Source organism: Algoriphagus sp. AGSA1, assembly GCF_021390545.1.
In the GTDB taxonomy this organism is placed as follows: domain Bacteria; phylum Bacteroidota; class Bacteroidia; order Cytophagales; family Cyclobacteriaceae; genus Algoriphagus.
In genome coordinates this window covers 145919-161353 of sequence record NZ_JAJUWR010000007.1, presented here as the reverse complement: position 1 = coordinate 161353, position 15435 = coordinate 145919, and the positions used below count along the sequence as shown (strand labels likewise).

Here is a 15435-nt window from a genome sequence, read left to right as displayed (position 1 = left end):
GCTTATCGGTAAACGCTAAACCTAAAGAATGGTTTTGCACTATTTTTAAGTGCCTCAAAAAATAACTGCGATCCGATAAAAAATAGGAAAATATTTGGTATGCAAGTGAATTATGGAGATTTTACCAATTATTTATAGCCTTTAGTGATTCATTCTCCACTTTTCCGATCAAACTAAAAAGATCAAGAGTCAGGCAGAAATCTATATCTGAATCGATGTTGTGGTTTTGAAGGCGTTTGGCATGGGAAGCTTGGGAAAGGAAGCCTTTAAGGTCATGCCCTTCCTTCTCAAACAAGGATTTCATGGCTATGGCTCCGTCATCCTCGGCTTTATGCGTGGCTTCTAAAGCTTTTGCCAGCGCTCCCGCATAAAGTGAATCTTCCAGGTTGAATTTTCCTTTCCAGCCTGCACAGTGGATCAAGACGTCTTTATTACGGGATTGTATGTAGCTGACCGTAGCTTGAAGGTTGGGAAAGGCCCCAATTAAAATTTCATCAGCTCCAATTGATTTGGATATTGCCAATGTGCCATTCGTCGTAGTCATGGCGAGTTTTTGGCCATGAAATTCTCCTGAAAGGTAAGCCAGCGGTGAGTTGCCTAGCTGGAAACCATCAGCGGTAATTCCATTTCTCTCCCCTGCTATCAGGTATTTGTTGGCTGCCATTGCCCGGCATTCCTCCAGGTCTGCACAGGTTTTTATCTCAGAGATACCATTGGCCAGAGCCGCAACCATAGTGGAAGTAGCACGAAAAATATCGACTACTACCACTATTTTTCCCTGTAGTTCATGAAGATGGATCAGTTCTGGACTGAAGCAGATTTCTACTTGTTGCATTATGCTTTGAGAAGTGGGAGTTTCTCCACTTGAGCTTTAAGATTCTTGTTTCTCACTTGGATGAAAATCTCCGTTCCCACCTTGCTGTATTCTGTTTTTACATAACCCAAACCGATTCCCACTCCCATGCTTGGAGACTGGGTGCCCGAGGTCACTTCACCGATTTCAATGCCTTCAGCATCTACAATCTTATAGTGTCCTCTAGGAATGCCTCTTTCCTGCATCACGAAACCGACTAATTTTCTGGAAACTCCTGCTTCCTTTTTGGCTTTTAAGGCCTCTGAATTGGTGAAGTCTTTGGTCAATTTGGTGATCCAGCCCAGCCCGGCTTCCAGTGGACATGTGGTATCGGTGATGTCATTTCCATACAGGCAGTAACCCATTTCCATTCGGAGCGTATCTCTTGCACCTAGCCCTATGGGCTTGATGTCAAAATCTTTCCCAGCCTCGAAAACCGCATTCCAAACATGTTCAGCATCTTCATTTTTCACGTAAATCTCAAAACCGCCTGCCCCAGTGTACCCTGTCCCGGAAATGATCACGTCCTGCACACCGGCAAATTCTCCTACGGTGAAATGATAGAATTTTATCTCTGCTAGATTAACAGGGGTCAGTGCTTGAACAGCTTCTATTGCTTTTGGCCCTTGGATGGCGAACAAGGAAATATTGTCTGAAATATTTGTAAGCTTAGCTCCCATGGTGTTGTGCTTATTTACCCAAGCCCAATCTTTATCAATATTGGAAGCATTGACTACCAGCATGTATTTTTCGTCATTAAATTTGTAAACGATCAGATCATCTACAATTCCACCGATTTCATTAGGGAAACAAGAGTATTGTGCCTGTCCATTGACGATTTTAGCAGCATCGTTTGAAGTTACTTTTTGAATTAGGTTGAGCGCTTCGGGGCCTTCTACCAGGAATTCTCCCATATGGGACACATCAAAAACGCCAACGCCATTTCTTACACAGAGATGTTCCTCATTGTCTGAACTGTAGCGTACGGGCATATTATAGCCTGCAAAAGGCACCATTTTGCCACCAAGGGCAATGTGTAAGTCGTTAAGTTGGATTTTTTTGATTTGCTCTTCCATAATTTGGGTTAAATTTCCAGTGGGCAAAGGTAAGGATTGACACGAAAAATGCACTAAAAAAGGCAACCTGAGAGGCTGCCTTCTAATATTCATCAGGAAAATAGATTTATACAGAGAAGCTCTCTCCACATCCACAGGTTCTGCTGGCATTCGGATTCACAAATTGGAAGCCTTTGCCGTTCAGTCCATCGGTGAACTCCAAGGTTGTTCCTGCCAAGTAAAGCAAGCTTTTCCGGTCAACTAGGATTTTCACCCCCTTATCTTCAAATACATGGTCTGTTTCCACCTGGGTGCCATCAAACCCCAAGTCGTACATGAGACCTGAGCAGCCACCACCTTTCACAGAAACACGGATATTTTCATTTTCTGCACGTCCTTCCTCTTTTTTGAGCTCCAGGATGCGCTCTTTGGCTTTGTCAGAAACGATTATCATATCTTTATATATTACTTTGTTACTTTGTCTTAAGTTGAAGTATTGGGAAAACAGTCAGACTCCCAAAATGATTCAATGCAAATATAGCAATTTTAAACATGAGGAAAATCGAGCATATCGGCATCGCTGTGAAGAATCTGGAAAGTTCAAATTTGCTTTTCGAGAAATTATTGGGGAAAAAGCATTTTAAAACAGAGGAAGTTGACGGGGAAAAAGTAGCAACTTCCTTTTTTCAGATAGGGGAGACAAAAGTGGAACTGCTCCAAGCAGTTGATGAAAGCAGCCCAATTGCCAAATATTTGGAAAAAAGAGCAGAAGGAGTGCATCATATCGCATTTGATGTGGAGGATATCCATGCGGAAGTGCAACGGCTGAAGACTGAAGGCTTCGAAATCCTGAATGAAACGCCCAAACTTGGGGCGGACAATAAATTAGTGGTATTTTTGCACCCACGGAGCACAAATGGGGTGTTGATTGAGCTATGTCAGGAAGTGAGTTGAGAAGTCAGAGGGGGTAAGGTTGTAAAGTTTGGTGTACTTTGATATTCTTGATTGGTAGATTGAAAAATTGGAAAAATTCCCTCCTTAAGTTGTTTAAGGGTGGCAAGGTTGAAAGGTGGTAAAGTTTATAAAATGACATCAACTCTACTGTGCATCTCGTAAATCGTACTTCGTAAATCTAAATTATCATGAAGTGCCAAAATAATAAATGAGTTAAAACCGTTGCGCCGCTGTGTCGCCGCGAGAAAAAATACTATGTCAGAAAAGAGAACAGAAATAAGTGATCTGGGTGAGTTTGGATTGATCGATCATCTGAGTGAGAAAGTTGTTATTAAAAATCCAAGCACACTGAAGGGTATCGGGGACGATGCTGCGGTGCTTGAGGCTGGGGATATGGTAAAGGTAGTCACTACAGACATGCTTCTGGAAGGGGTTCATTTTGATTTATCCTATGCCCCCCTGCCTCACTTGGGCTTCAAGGCTGTGGCGGTGAACGTTTCTGATGTGGCGGCCATGAATGCTGTCCCCAAGCAGATCACGGTAAGTATAGCGCTTTCCAATAGATTCTCGGTAGAAGCGATTGATGCACTATATGAGGGGATCCATGCCGCATGTGAACACTATGGAGTGGATTTGATCGGTGGTGATACCACGGCTTCTAGAAGTGGTTTGGTGATTTCCGTCACTGCGATAGGTGAGGCTAAGCCAGAGCAAATCTCTTACAGATCAGGAGCCAAAGAGAATGATATTTTGTGTGTGACAGGTGATCTGGGTGCGGCTTTGGTTGGATTGCAGATCCTGGAGCGTGAGAAGGAAGTTTTTCTTGCGAACCCGGACATGAAGCCGGATTTAGGGAAATATACAATCGTGACAGGACGGCAGCTTAAGCCGGATGCCCGTGTGGATATCATCCATGAATTTCGTGAATTGGAAATAGTGCCGACCAGCATGATGGATATCTCGGATGGTCTGGCTTCAGAGATTTTCCATATCTGTAAAGCTTCAGGGGTAGGAGCGACGATCTATGAGGATAAGTTGCCGATCGACAAGCAAACGTTTGACACGGCCGTAGAATTGAACCTTGATCCGATCACCTGTGTGATGAATGGGGGAGAGGATTATGAATTGCTGTTCACGATTGATCAGAAGGACTTTGCGAAGCTGGAGAAACATCCGGATATCCACTTCATCGGACATATCACTAAAGCTGAAGAAGGGAAGTTCTTGGTGACCAAAAGCGGTACTGCGGTTCAGATCAAAGCGCAGGGCTGGAGGCACTTTTGATTGGAATTTCAATCAATATTGGTTTGAAGTCTTCAGGATTGGCCCTCGCTAGTAAAAAGCAAAACACCTCTTCAATTAATTTTGAAGAGGTGTTTTAATGTGTGAGAATCCTTCTTAGCTCATCTAGCCGAGATTAAGTCTCAAGAATTACTTTTTCAGCATTAACCAGCCCCTTGGATCTACAGTTGGCTCGCTGGTGCTATTAATCAATAGTGGTTGCTTACCTAGGTTTATAGTCTCTATTCCCTTTTCAGTTTTTAGTTCGACTGGCAGTTGGAAATCAATTCCTTGGAGTGAAACTTCGAAGCCCCTCTTTCCTTTTTTTAAGATTTTTACCTCTGGAATATCAGTTGAGTAAAGGTATAACTGAAAAAATCCTTCCAAATCTTTTCCTGTATATGAGTTGACAAAATCGATAAAGTCCCGGGTATTAACTTGGTTTTCGTAGGTAAATCTAGGGTCATTCGCGAAAGATTTCAACATCGGAAAGAAAACATCATCACCTAAAATCCAGCGTAAGGAGTGCATTATGAAAGCTCCTTTTGTATAAATTTCCGAGTGATAGGCTTCCTCTTCGGTACTGTTTACAGGACTGACTACTGGCTTGGAATGTGCGATCTGCTTTAGTGTACTTTCAGCTTTTTTTAAATAAGCTTCTTCTCCGCCATGCTCCCAATAAAACAGCCAGTCTCCGTATGCTGTAATACCCTCGTGAATCCAGAAATCTGCCCAGTCATCTACGGATACCTTATTTCCAAACCATTCATGACCCAATTCATGGTGTAATAAATTATCATAGTTGACAGAACCCATTTTCACGAATCTATAATTGTTTCCATACGCATTGATAGTCTGATGTTCCATGCCGAGATAAGGAGTCTCCACAATTGCAATCTTATCTTTTGGCCAAGGGTATGCTCCAAAATATTTCTCGTGAGTTTGGCTGGAAACGTTTAGTACCTCTAAAATATCTTTTGCCTTGGCTTTGTTTTCCTGCAAAACCCAGACATGCATTGGGATTTTGTCACCGGAAACAGAAGTGAAGTTTTTCTCTTCTTCATGAAAAATACCCATAGTAAAATTGATTCCATAATTGTTAATCGGATAATCCGTAGTCCAAAAATAAGTCAGCTTTTCATGCTCTTGTTTGATCTGATCAAGGCGGCCATTAGCTGCTACGAAGTAAGGTTTGGGAACGGTAATTAACAGGTCTACGCCTTGTGAAGCTTCTGAAGAAGGGTGATCCAGAGCAGGCATGAATATCTTGGCGCCTTCTCCCTGAGATGAAAGCCCTACCCAATCATTTCCTAGTTGATCTTTTTCCCAGGTAAAACCACCTTCCCATGGTGGGTTAATAGCAATTGGGGTTTTTCCTTCATAGAAAATGTCCACGGCATCACAAGAGCAATTAGTAACTAGAATATCTAGGAGGTCATTTTTATGGGAATACGCAACTTCCTCTCCATTGATTTGCACTTTTGTGACTTTATATTCATCGATTAGGTCTAGTCGAAGGGTATCCAGCTTATTAACAGACGAAAAAGTAACTGTGTTGTTGCCTTTTATTGATTTGCTTTCTGGATAAAGCTCTAGTTCCAAGCGATAATGTTTTACTTCAAACTTTTCTTGAAGCGGATCAATAGGGCCGCCCCAATCCCAGTTTTGGCCAAAGCCCCAAGAGATCGAGGCAAACAGTATTATAATAACAGAAAGAATAGTTTTCATAAAATTAGGGGTGTGGGTTTCAGGAGTAAAATCTAAGATATTTTAATTAATTGCTTTTGGATTTAAGCGGTTAAGTTTTGTTTCTATTAAAGGGGATGAGCTTTTGTGTGACTTTTCTTTAGTGATGAGTCTAAAACCAAAAAACCTCTTCAAAATCAATTGAAGAGGTTTTTTTATAATTTGAAATCTATTTCGGATTAACCGATAGATACTCTTTTGAATGCAGATACAGTCATTCCCTTGCTTACAGAGTCAAGGTACTGAGCAATAGATTTGCTGCTGTCTTTGACGAAAGTCTGGCTCAATAGCGTGTTTTCTTTGTAGAACTTGTTCAGTTTGCCCAAAGCGATCTTTTCAAGCATTTCTTCAGGCTTGCCTTCAGCTCTAGCCTGCTCTTTACCAACTTCGATTTCTCTTTCTACTACAGAAGAGTCCACCCCGTCTTTGTCAAGAGCCACTGGGTTCATAGCCGCGATTTGCATAGCTACGTCTTTTCCGGCTTCTTCCACATCTGTTCCGTTCGTATTGGTCAAGCCTACCAAAACACCTAATTTGCCATTAGAGTGGATGTAAGACACTACCGCTTCAGCAGAGATCACTTCATAGTGTGAGATTTCAAGTTTCTCGCCGATCTTACCGGTCATCTCAGTGATTTTCTCAGCTACGGTGATGTTCTCAAAAGGAAGGGCAAGGATTTCTTCTACAGAAGATGCGTTGTTTTCTACAGCAAGATCAAGTAGGGTATTGGCAAATGCACCGAATTCTTCATTCTTGGCCACGAAGTCAGTTTCGCAGGTCAAAGTAAGCAATGTGCCTTTGGCTCCGTTTTCTGTCACTTTAGTCACAGCCACACCTTCTTTGGTCTCACGGTCAGCTCTGGAAGCAGATACTTTCTGACCTTTTTTTCTGAGGATGTCCACAGCTTTGTCAAAATCGCCTTCTGATTCGGTAAGTGCTTTTTTGCAATCCATCATACCGGCACCGGTCATTTGTCTCAGTTTGTTTACTTCTTGTGCAGTAATTGCCATTGTATTGTCAGTTTAAAATTAAACGGATTATGTTTTGTCTAAAAAACTTCGAAGTTCAATAGGAAGACCTTCGAGGTTTTGTATTTTATAATTAGTAGCATTTTCATTAAGGGGAAACCTCAAAGGACAAATGCAGCTAAAACAAAAAAATTGAACATAGGCCGAAACCTGATGTTCAATTTTTAATTTATTTCAAATCAAGTTGTGGATTATTCTTTTGTTTCGGCGTCCACAGCTTTCTTAGCTTCTTCCTCTTCAGAAAGTTTAGCTTCTTCTTTGTCTTTCTTACGTTCTGAAAGACCTTCTTCGATTGCTGCGCCGAACGCTTTAACTAGTAAAGAAACGGACTTGAAAGCATCGTCATTGGCCGGGATCGCAAAATCAACCTCGTTCGGGTTAGAGTTCGTATCCACCAATGCGAAAACAGGGATACCAAGCTTTTTGGCTTCGGCAATTGCGATGTGTTCTCTTTTGATGTCCACTACAAAAAGCGCTGCAGGGAGTCTGCTTAGGTCAGCGATACCGCCAAGCACGTCTTCCATCTTGTCTTTCTGACGGGAAACCATCAAACGTTCCTTTTTCGCAAGGTTCTTGTAAGCTTCCTCTTTCATCAATTTGTCCAAACCGGACATTTTCTTCAATGATTTGCGGATAGTCGCGAAGTTGGTCAACATACCACCTAACCATCTTTCGGTCACGTAAGGCATGTTCAGTCTTTTCGCTTCAGTAGCTACAAGGTCTTTCGCTTGCTTTTTGGTAGCAACGAACATCACTTTTTTGCCGGAGCGTACGATTTGCTTGATAGCATTAGATGCTTCGTCGAGGCTAGCAAGCGTTTTGTTTAGATCGATGATGTGGATACCATTTTTCTCCATGAAAATGTATGGAGCCATTCTCGGATCCCACTTTCTCGTCAAGTGTCCGAAGTGGACACCAGCATCTAGTAAGTCTTTATATTCTAATTTGGCCATAATATAATTTGTATATTCTGAAGTAAATCCAGATTAACGTTTTGAGAACTGGAATTTTCTTCTTGCTTTTCTACGTCCTGGCTTCTTACGTTCCACCATTCTAGGGTCACGGGTAAGGAAACCTTCTTTTTTCAAGGCAGGTCTGTGTTCTGCGTCGAATTCACACAAAGCTCTGGAGATAGCCATACGGGCTGCTTCCGCCTGACCTTTGATTCCTCCTCCGTCCACGTTGATCTGTATGTCGTAGTTACCTTCTACTCCTACTAGAGCCAAAGGCTGCTTCACTACGATCTGGTGTAGATCAAAAGGGAAGTAAACTTCCAGAGATCTGTTGTTTACGGTGATTTCACCTTTGCCCGGAGCCATGTAAATTCTGGCTACAGAGGTTTTTCTTCTACCGATTTTGTTGATCATTTCCATAATAGACGATTAAAGAGTGATGGCTTTAGGCTGCTGTGCCGCATGGGGATGCTCAGATCCTTCATACACGTACAGGTTGCCGTATAATTTTCTTCCTAATCTGTTTTTAGGCAACATGCCTCGTACAGCCTTCTCGATCAAGATTGTTGAAGATTTCTCTTTCAATAGTCTTGGCGTAGAGATACGCTGTCCGCCTGGATAGCCAGTGTGTCTCACATAAACTTTGGAGTCCCACTTGTCACCAGTTAGTCTGATTTTGTCTGAGTTGATCACGATGACATTGTCACCACAATCAGCATGAGGAGTGAAGCTAGGCTTCGTCTTACCTCTCAAGATTTTCGCTACCTCACTAGCCAATCTACCCAAAACTGCTGCTTGGGCATCCACTACCACCCATTGCTTATCTGCAGTCGCGGCATTGGCTGATACGGTCTTATAGCTCAAAGTATCCACTGTGTAACTGTTTAATATTTAGCTTGTTAAATTTATTTCACCCTCAAAAAGGGACACAAAGATAGGAGTATTTTGTTTTCGATGCAAAATATTTCCAATACTAAGTCCTAATTTTCACAGGCTTAGCGTTTTACTACCGATAAATACAGGGCTTTTTTCCGCTTTTGGATTCGATATCTTTCAGCTGGTTTTTTCCAATTGATTGACCAAAACCTTGAAATCCTTCGGGTAAGGCGCATTTACGTTTATTTCTGTGCCGTCTATACCCTCAAAACCAATCGAATAAGCATGAAGCGAAACCCGCTGCATAATCGGTAATTCTTCTGTCTCTTTTTTTAAATTGAAGCGGCGCTTGATAGAAGAAAGGTATAAGGGGTTGCCTCCATATAAGGTGTCCCCACAAATAGGCGACTTCAGATAAGCCAAATGAACTCTGATCTGATGCAGTCTCCCAGTGATGGGCTTGCACTCGACCAATGTATGTGCGTAGTAAGTCTTCAACGTGTTGAAAACCGTCTGCGCGGGCTTGCCGTCCTTACTTACTTTGGCGATTCCTTTGTTGTTGGCCAAGAGATTTCGATCTACCAGCTCATCGCTGAATTCCTTGATCCCTTCCACCACCGCGTGATAGACTTTGTTGACTTTCCTGTTTTCAAACTGCATGGCTAAATGCCTGTAGGCCGCTGGATTCTTGGCAACAACTAGACATCCTGAAGTTTCCTTATCCAATCTGTGGCACAGTTGGGCATCGGGGGTGTATGCCTTGGCAAGGTCTAGGATGTTCTGCGCTTCGTGCCTGTCGTCTAAGCTTGACAGGTACGGCGGTTTATTGATTACCAGGTAATCCTCGTTTTCAAACAGAATAAGATTGTCAAAATCTACTTTCTTCATGGATTCTCCTGCCTCTTTCAATTGAGGCTGCAAAAGTAAGAAAAAAAGGATGTTTAAAAAACCTCTCCCGTTTTTATTGCAGGAAAATCGCTTTTACCCCAAAACCCTTCAAGGGATCGGCGGGAAAAGATTGAAACTGAATGAAATAATTGTATTTACTTTCTACTTAACCCTTGAAGGATTTCTCCCCTTTAGGATTATTAAAGGTAATTTCCCTGGCTTTTATTCTTAGGATGTTAATACTTTCAGTTTGTCTTCTGATGTGTTGGTTTTCACCAAAGGCAAAGAAAAACTAAAAATCGATCCCTTGCCGACTGTAGAGCTCACGGAAATCTTGCTTTTGTGGCCTTCTAAGATGTGTTTTACAATTGCCAAACCTAAGCCGGTACCGCCTTCTTTTTTGTTTCGGCTTTTCTCCACTCTATAGAATCGCTCGAATATGCGTTTCAGATCTTCTGGCGGAATCCCCTGCCCATCGTCTTTTACATCTACCTGAATGCTGTTTTTATGGGTAGTCATGGAGACTTTCACCTCCCCGCCATTATGATTGTACTTCATGGCGTTGAAAATCAAATTCTGGCAAACCCTGTAGATTTTTTGGCGGTCACCATTGGTCATGTAGGTTTTTCCGGGCTCTGCCTCGAACTCTATGTGCATGTCGCGTTTGGAGGCTTTGTGTTCCAGCTCCTCCATTACTTCTTCCAGAAGTTCTTTGAGGTCAAAATCCTCAAAATTGAATTTAATCACCCCGCTTTCCATCTGGTTTAGCGTAAGTAGATCCTGAACCAGAACATCCAGTGAATCCAGACTTTTTGCTGCCCGCTTCAGGAACCGCATCCTGACCTGCTTGTCATCTATGGCTCCATCCAATAAAGTATGGATGTATCCTTGTGTTGCAAAGATCGGTGTCTTTAACTCATGGGATATATCGGCTATAAACTCTCTTCTGAATTCCGCGTTTTTCTGTAGGGTGTCTATCTCCTTTTGCCGGGCTATTGCATAGGAGTTGATTACTTTGTTGATTTTTCTCAGAGGGGAAATAGAGGCTTTTCTGCTTTTGTCGCTGATCTCGGAGAGATCTTTTCGTTGGATTTTTTCCAGCAGGGAATAGATGTCTCCTATTTCTTTGAAAATCAAAAACTCCAGCATGAAAGAAATCAGCAAGTAGGACGAGGAAAACGACACTCCCCATGCCACAAAAAGTAAAATCGGAGTAGCTCCCTCCATCAGGGACAAGAAAGCCATAACCAGAGCCGAAATGGCTATGGAAAGGATCAAAGAAATTCCCCTGGAAGTGGTAAACATTTATTGGCCTAATTCGAATTTGTAGCCTACACCTTTAACAGTAGTGATGTATTCTTCTCCGATTTTCTCCCGTACTTTTCTGATGTGTACATCCACAGTCCTTGCCAAGACAAATACGTCAGCTCCCCAGATATTTTGGAGCAGTTCATCCCTACTGAAAACGATATTAGGGTTTTTGGCCAGAAAATACAACAATTCAAATTCCTTCTTTGGCAGGGTGATGGTCTTGCCTGATTTATCTATGGTGTAGCTTCCCCTGTCAATAATCAAATCCCTGATTTTGATCTGGACCTGTTCTTGTTCCTTTTTGGATTCGCGTCTGAACAAAGCGGAAATCCTGCTCATCAGTGCTCTAGGCTTGATCGGCTTGGTGATGTAATCATCTGCACCTACGTCAAATGCCGCCACTTCGGAGTATTCTTCCATCCTTGCAGTCAGGAAGATAATAAAGGTGTTTTTGAGTTCGGGGATTTGTCTGACTTGAAGGCAGGTTTCTACCCCATCCTGATTGGGCATCATGATATCCAGCAGGATTACATCAGGTAAAAATTTCGAGGCGGTCTTCACTGCTTTAACCCCATCTTCTGCTGTGGCCACTTCATACCCCTCTTTTTGAAGGTTGTATTTCAGAATTTCAACAATATCAGGTTCATCGTCAACAACCAGGACTTTGATTTTTTGCTTATCGCTCATCAGTGATGTCTTAATGTTTTGCTCAAAATTAAGAAATATTAAAGGATAGTAACCAAATAAAAATTTGTCTGTCCTGCTGCTATTCGATAAAAATGATAGTTAAGATTTCGAATTCGGTAGAAATGTTATCTGTATGTTACGGAAGTTTTACTTAATTGTGTTTTAATCCCTTGGCGGTGACAATGTCGAGATTCAATGAGCCTATGAAGAGATTTGCCTTGATCTTCACGGGTATTTTGTTCTGATCCTTGGTGACCCAGACCTTCACGGGGTATTCACCCCTGAACAGTTTATTCTTTGGTAGCTGTGGTGAAAAAATATAGGTCTCTTTCTTGCCAAGATTGGTGTTCAGCGTTTCTGCACCTTCGTAGATTAATTTTATGTTATATATTTCTTTATCGAAGAATCCTCGGATGATTATGGTGTCTCCCGCCTTCATTTTACTCAGATCTTGAGCCCTCAGGTAGTAAAAGCCACTGACCAAGTCCTGCACATGGCCTGGGAGATCAAATTTTTTGGTTTCTTTTAGGTTTTTGTTTTCCCTGTCGAATAGCTCTAGGGTGGCGTTATTGTTTTCCTGGTCAAAGTGTACATACTCATGTTTTCTGTACTTGCCTTCTTCAATATGCCTGTAAGACATGGATGGTAGCTTGGAATCTATATCTAAATAGGTACCCCAGTTATCATTCACTTTGCCGAAAATAGTCGCCGCTCCCTTGGTTTTACCGTACACATCTATTTTATAATGAGGCTTGTTGTTTTGCTCATGAGGTTTTTTGGAAATCTGCATCTTTGCGTCAGCTAGATTCAGCCATCCGTAAGACACCTCGAAAGACAACTCCTCTCCAAATATATATGGAGGGGGAGTGCTGTTCTGACCCTCTGCAGAGAGTCCGGCGAAGGTGAGAAAAAGCAGGAGAGTAAGTGTTCCTAGGATTCTTTTCATAAATTAAACTGACAATACCTGACGAAAAGAGTGGCATTTCGTAGGTATTACGAAAAAACGTGCCGAAAGGCGATTAAAATTACGAATTTGCCATTCCAAAACAATAGTACCGGACATCTTGCGAATAGTCCACCGTTTATTTACTTTCATATAACTATAGATACTAACAAATGCAAGCATGAGTAATAACGCTGAAAAATTAAAAGCCCTACAACTGACCATCGATAAGTTGGACAAAGCTTATGGCAAAGGTACCGTCATGAAGTTGAGTGACAACAAGGTCGTGGATGTCCCTGCGATTTCTACCGGTTCATTGGGATTGGATATTGCTTTGGGGGTAGGCGGAATTCCCCGCGGCAGGGTGATTGAAATATATGGGCCGGAGTCTTCAGGTAAGACTACGTTGACGCTACATTGTATAGCGGAAGCGCAGAAAGCCGGTGGATTGGCGGCTTTTATCGATGCAGAGCATGCTTTTGACAAGAGCTATGCGGAAAAGCTGGGTATTGATACAGAGAATCTTCTGATCTCGCAGCCAGACAATGGAGAGCAGGCTCTTGAGATAGCTGAACATTTGATCCGCTCCGGTGCGATTGATATTATCGTGATTGATTCGGTCGCCGCCTTGGTGCCAAAAGGCGAGCTGGAGGGCGAAATGGGAGATAGTAAAATGGGGCTTCAGGCCAGGTTGATGTCCCAGGCCTTGCGGAAACTTACCGGGGCAATCAACAAAACAGGATGTTCCTGCATATTCATCAACCAGCTACGGGAAAAGATCGGTGTGATGTTTGGTAACCCTGAAACAACCACCGGCGGGAACGCTTTGAAGTTCTATGCTTCCGTGAGATTGGATATCCGAAGAATCGGGCAGATTAAAGAAAGTGCGGATAATATCCTTGGCAACCGGACCAAAGTGAAAGTAGTCAAGAATAAAGTATCGCCACCGTTTAAAGTTGTCGAATTCGATATCATGTATGGGCAAGGGATTTCCAAAGTGGGAGAAATCATTGACCTTGGCGTGGAGCTGGATATCATCAAAAAGGCAGGTTCATGGTTTTCCTATAATGGGGAAAAACTGGGGCAGGGACGAGAAGCTGTCAAAACACTTCTGTTGGACAATCCTGAGCTGATGGAAGAACTTGAGTTGAAAATCAAAACTGCCTCGGGGCTGTCCTCATCGAAAGCTACCAGCGAAGCAGTAGAGCAAGAAGGAGAATAAATCCAGTCATTATAGCTACTTCCAATAATCCAATAAAAGATAGGGCGATCATTTGTTTGGTCGCCCTATCTGCTTTTATGGTGTCTTAGCATGTCCCAAGGGAAGAGCTATATTGGTTAGGTGCTCTTTATTGTGCCGTAAAAGGTTAGGGATGGATTCCTGAGCTACCTGGTTTAAGTCGTCCTAATAGCTTCCACAGGATCCATTCTGGCAGCAAGTGTGGCCGGTACTATTCCGGAAACTACCCCGATGGCTGTGGAAATACCAAGCCCTAGGATGATGTTAGCTAAGGAAAGCACGACTTCCAAACTTCCCAACTGTATAAAGGTGAGGCAATATACTATGAGTATTCCCGCTATTCCTCCTATCAGACTCAGACAAATAGATTCGAACAGAAATTGAAATAGAATAAAATAGTTTTTAGCTCCAAGTGATTTCTGGATACCAATGATATTGGTCCTTTCCCTGACGGAGACAAACATGATATTGGCTATGCCGAATCCGCCCACCAGGATGGAGAAGCCTCCGATCACCCAGCCTGCAACAGAGATTACGTCGAATATGGAGCCTATTGCATTCTGTATGAATTCAGTTTTGTTCAGTGCGAAATTATCCTCATCCCTTGGTCTTAAGCCTCTTTTGGCCCGGAGCAGTCCGGTCATTTCGTTTTCCAATGCTACGAGTCCAATGTCCTCTTCCAGTCCTTTCACCGCGATGGTGGGTTCTAGGCCGTTTCTCCCGGTATAGTACATTTTATTGAAGGCACCATAAGGGATCAAGCAGGCTTCGTCTTTAGAGGGAGCATCAAACAAGCCTTCTCCTTCCTCTTTAAATACCCCGATCACAGTGAATTTCATGCCCTTTATTTTGATCTGTTTTCCGATCACCTCCTGTTGGGGATAGAGGGTGTTTGCGATCTTCCTTCCTATAATGGCGAAATTCCTTGATGCCTTGATTTCAGATTGGGTAAAATACCGGCCTTCTTCAAGATCCACTTCATATACGTCTTGATAGGAATAAACAGCTCCAGTGAGCGACATTCCTTGGTAAGCATTGCTTCCCGCTTTCACCGTGGTATTGGACGATGCCGAGATGGTTACGGCCTCAGCTGCAGTGAGTCTTTGCTGTAGAAACTCATATTCAGCTACAGTGCCCGGAGGCCTTTGAAAGTATTTCCACCAAGGGTAATCCTGAGGGCCACTTGCAAAAGGAAACCGATCAACCCGCATCACATTTGTCCCTAAAAAAGAGAAGGAGGATTTGATGTTTTTTTCCAATGAATCCACTAAAGTGAAAACAGCAATGATGGCAAAAATACCCACTGTAACTCCCAAAAGAGATAAAATGGTGCGGGTCAGATTAGTCTTTAATGCTGAAATCGCAAAGCGAAAACTTTCCCATGAGAGTTTGAAAAAGAGCATGTTTTTGTATCTGGTTTAAAACAATTCGTTAAGTTAGCTGAAATTGCCTGATTTTGTTAGTATCTTTGCATTTTTTAGAATTATTCTAAATCACTCAAGACATCTAAAATACATAAAATACAAGACACCTAAAATATATCTATGAAGTCGAGCATGTCGGAAACGGCATAAAATTGGCATGATTATCAGCCATGCAAGATTCCACCTGCCTGCTGGC

16 protein-coding genes are annotated in these 15435 nt (G+C 42.5%); 3 read left to right on the top strand and 13 right to left on the bottom strand.

Annotated features, from left to right (window positions below; genetic code table 11):
• Window positions 1-121: 121 nt before the first annotated feature.
• From LZF95_RS07220 to LZF95_RS07210, 3 genes are all read right to left on the bottom strand, one after another.
• Window positions 122-835 carry a 2-phosphosulfolactate phosphatase gene (locus LZF95_RS07220; RefSeq protein ID WP_233754304.1) on the bottom strand — a complete coding sequence of 238 codons (714 nt, stop codon included), beginning with the start codon at window positions 833-835 and terminating at the stop codon, window positions 122-124.
• Window positions 835-1929 (bottom strand): glycine cleavage system aminomethyltransferase GcvT, encoded by a 1095-nt coding sequence (gene gcvT / locus LZF95_RS07215; RefSeq protein ID WP_233754303.1) that lies wholly within the window; start codon window positions 1927-1929, stop codon window positions 835-837. Before gcvT ends, LZF95_RS07220 begins: the two co-directional genes overlap by 1 nt.
• A gap of 106 nt (window positions 1930-2035) precedes the next feature.
• A complete protein-coding gene (locus LZF95_RS07210; protein WP_057937435.1) occupies window positions 2036-2362 on the bottom strand; it encodes an iron-sulfur cluster assembly accessory protein in 327 nt (108 codons plus the stop codon).
• A gap of 98 nt (window positions 2363-2460) precedes the next feature.
• On the opposite strand from LZF95_RS07210, the gene mce reads away from it, so the two are divergent.
• Together mce and thiL are read left to right on the top strand one after the other, a co-directional pair.
• Window positions 2461-2862: a methylmalonyl-CoA epimerase gene (mce, locus tag LZF95_RS07205; RefSeq protein WP_233754302.1), complete on the top strand. Its 402-nt coding sequence runs from the start codon at window positions 2461-2463 to the stop codon at window positions 2860-2862.
• Between the two features lie 255 nt (window positions 2863-3117).
• The gene (gene thiL / locus LZF95_RS07200) at window positions 3118-4146 is read left to right on the top strand and encodes a thiamine-phosphate kinase (protein ID WP_233754301.1); all 1029 of its coding nucleotides are present in this window, start codon (window positions 3118-3120) and stop codon (window positions 4144-4146) included.
• Window positions 4147-4293: 147 nt separating this feature from the next.
• Here the strand turns inward: thiL and LZF95_RS07195 are convergent, their stop codons facing one another.
• From LZF95_RS07195 to LZF95_RS07155, 9 genes are all read right to left on the bottom strand, one after another.
• A complete protein-coding gene (locus LZF95_RS07195) occupies window positions 4294-5871 on the bottom strand; it encodes a M1 family metallopeptidase (protein WP_233754300.1) in 1578 nt (525 codons plus the stop codon).
• A gap of 197 nt (window positions 5872-6068) precedes the next feature.
• Complete coding sequence (tsf, locus tag LZF95_RS07190; protein WP_233754299.1) at window positions 6069-6899, bottom strand: translation elongation factor Ts; 831 nt, start codon at window positions 6897-6899, stop codon at window positions 6069-6071.
• Window positions 6900-7108: 209 nt separating this feature from the next.
• The gene (rpsB, locus tag LZF95_RS07185) at window positions 7109-7870 is read right to left on the bottom strand and encodes a 30S ribosomal protein S2 (protein ID WP_111612706.1); all 762 of its coding nucleotides are present in this window, start codon (window positions 7868-7870) and stop codon (window positions 7109-7111) included.
• A gap of 33 nt (window positions 7871-7903) precedes the next feature.
• Window positions 7904-8290, bottom strand: a complete 387-nt coding sequence (gene rpsI, locus LZF95_RS07180) for a 30S ribosomal protein S9 (protein WP_057937431.1) — start codon at window positions 8288-8290, stop codon at window positions 7904-7906.
• 9 nt (window positions 8291-8299) lie between these two features.
• Complete coding sequence (gene rplM, locus LZF95_RS07175) at window positions 8300-8743, bottom strand: 50S ribosomal protein L13 (RefSeq protein WP_233754298.1); 444 nt, start codon at window positions 8741-8743, stop codon at window positions 8300-8302.
• Between the two features lie 180 nt (window positions 8744-8923).
• On the bottom strand, window positions 8924-9634 hold the full coding sequence (locus LZF95_RS07170; protein WP_233754297.1) for an RluA family pseudouridine synthase: 711 nt from the start codon (window positions 9632-9634) through the stop codon (window positions 8924-8926).
• Between the two features lie 228 nt (window positions 9635-9862).
• Window positions 9863-10939 carry a cell wall metabolism sensor histidine kinase WalK gene (locus LZF95_RS07165; protein ID WP_233754296.1) on the bottom strand — a complete coding sequence of 359 codons (1077 nt, stop codon included), beginning with the start codon at window positions 10937-10939 and terminating at the stop codon, window positions 9863-9865.
• Complete coding sequence (locus LZF95_RS07160; RefSeq protein WP_233754295.1) at window positions 10940-11632, bottom strand: response regulator transcription factor; 693 nt, start codon at window positions 11630-11632, stop codon at window positions 10940-10942. It lies immediately after the preceding gene.
• A 151-nt stretch (window positions 11633-11783) separates the two neighbouring features.
• Window positions 11784-12578: a DUF3108 domain-containing protein gene (locus LZF95_RS07155; protein WP_233754294.1), complete on the bottom strand. Its 795-nt coding sequence runs from the start codon at window positions 12576-12578 to the stop codon at window positions 11784-11786.
• 178 nt (window positions 12579-12756) lie between these two features.
• Here LZF95_RS07155 and recA point away from each other — a divergent pair, with 178 nt between their 5' ends.
• Window positions 12757-13797, top strand: a complete 1041-nt coding sequence (gene recA, locus LZF95_RS07150) for a recombinase RecA (RefSeq protein WP_233754293.1) — start codon at window positions 12757-12759, stop codon at window positions 13795-13797.
• 173 nt (window positions 13798-13970) lie between these two features.
• On the opposite strand, the gene LZF95_RS07145 is transcribed toward recA, so the two are convergent.
• A complete protein-coding gene (locus tag LZF95_RS07145) occupies window positions 13971-15218 on the bottom strand; it encodes an ABC transporter permease (RefSeq protein WP_233754292.1) in 1248 nt (415 codons plus the stop codon).
• Window positions 15219-15435: the final 217 nt, after the last annotated feature.

What these genes read in the sequence shown, in the direction of transcription:
- LZF95_RS07220 (WP_233754304.1), bottom strand. Translation starts at nt 835, where the DNA reads ATGCAACAAGTAGAAATCTGCTTCAGTCCAGAACTGATCCATCTTCAT.
- gcvT (WP_233754303.1), bottom strand. Translation starts at nt 1,929, where the DNA reads ATGGAAGAGCAAATCAAAAAAATCCAACTTAACGACTTACACATTGCC.
- LZF95_RS07210 (WP_057937435.1), bottom strand. Translation starts at nt 2,362, where the DNA reads ATGATAATCGTTTCTGACAAAGCCAAAGAGCGCATCCTGGAGCTCAAA.
- mce (WP_233754302.1), top strand. Translation starts at nt 2,461, where the DNA reads ATGAGGAAAATCGAGCATATCGGCATCGCTGTGAAGAATCTGGAAAGT.
- thiL (WP_233754301.1), top strand. Translation starts at nt 3,118, where the DNA reads ATGTCAGAAAAGAGAACAGAAATAAGTGATCTGGGTGAGTTTGGATTG.
- LZF95_RS07195 (WP_233754300.1), bottom strand. Translation starts at nt 5,871, where the DNA reads ATGAAAACTATTCTTTCTGTTATTATAATACTGTTTGCCTCGATCTCT.
- tsf (WP_233754299.1), bottom strand. Translation starts at nt 6,899, where the DNA reads ATGGCAATTACTGCACAAGAAGTAAACAAACTGAGACAAATGACCGGT.
- rpsB (WP_111612706.1), bottom strand. Translation starts at nt 7,870, where the DNA reads ATGGCCAAATTAGAATATAAAGACTTACTAGATGCTGGTGTCCACTTC.
- rpsI (WP_057937431.1), bottom strand. Translation starts at nt 8,290, where the DNA reads ATGGAAATGATCAACAAAATCGGTAGAAGAAAAACCTCTGTAGCCAGA.
- LZF95_RS07170 (WP_233754297.1), bottom strand. Translation starts at nt 9,634, where the DNA reads ATGAAGAAAGTAGATTTTGACAATCTTATTCTGTTTGAAAACGAGGAT.
- LZF95_RS07165 (WP_233754296.1), bottom strand. Translation starts at nt 10,939, where the DNA reads ATGTTTACCACTTCCAGGGGAATTTCTTTGATCCTTTCCATAGCCATT.
- LZF95_RS07160 (WP_233754295.1), bottom strand. Translation starts at nt 11,632, where the DNA reads ATGAGCGATAAGCAAAAAATCAAAGTCCTGGTTGTTGACGATGAACCT.
- LZF95_RS07155 (WP_233754294.1), bottom strand. Translation starts at nt 12,578, where the DNA reads ATGAAAAGAATCCTAGGAACACTTACTCTCCTGCTTTTTCTCACCTTC.
- recA (WP_233754293.1), top strand. Translation starts at nt 12,757, where the DNA reads ATGAGTAATAACGCTGAAAAATTAAAAGCCCTACAACTGACCATCGAT.
- LZF95_RS07145 (WP_233754292.1), bottom strand. Translation starts at nt 15,218, where the DNA reads ATGCTCTTTTTCAAACTCTCATGGGAAAGTTTTCGCTTTGCGATTTCA.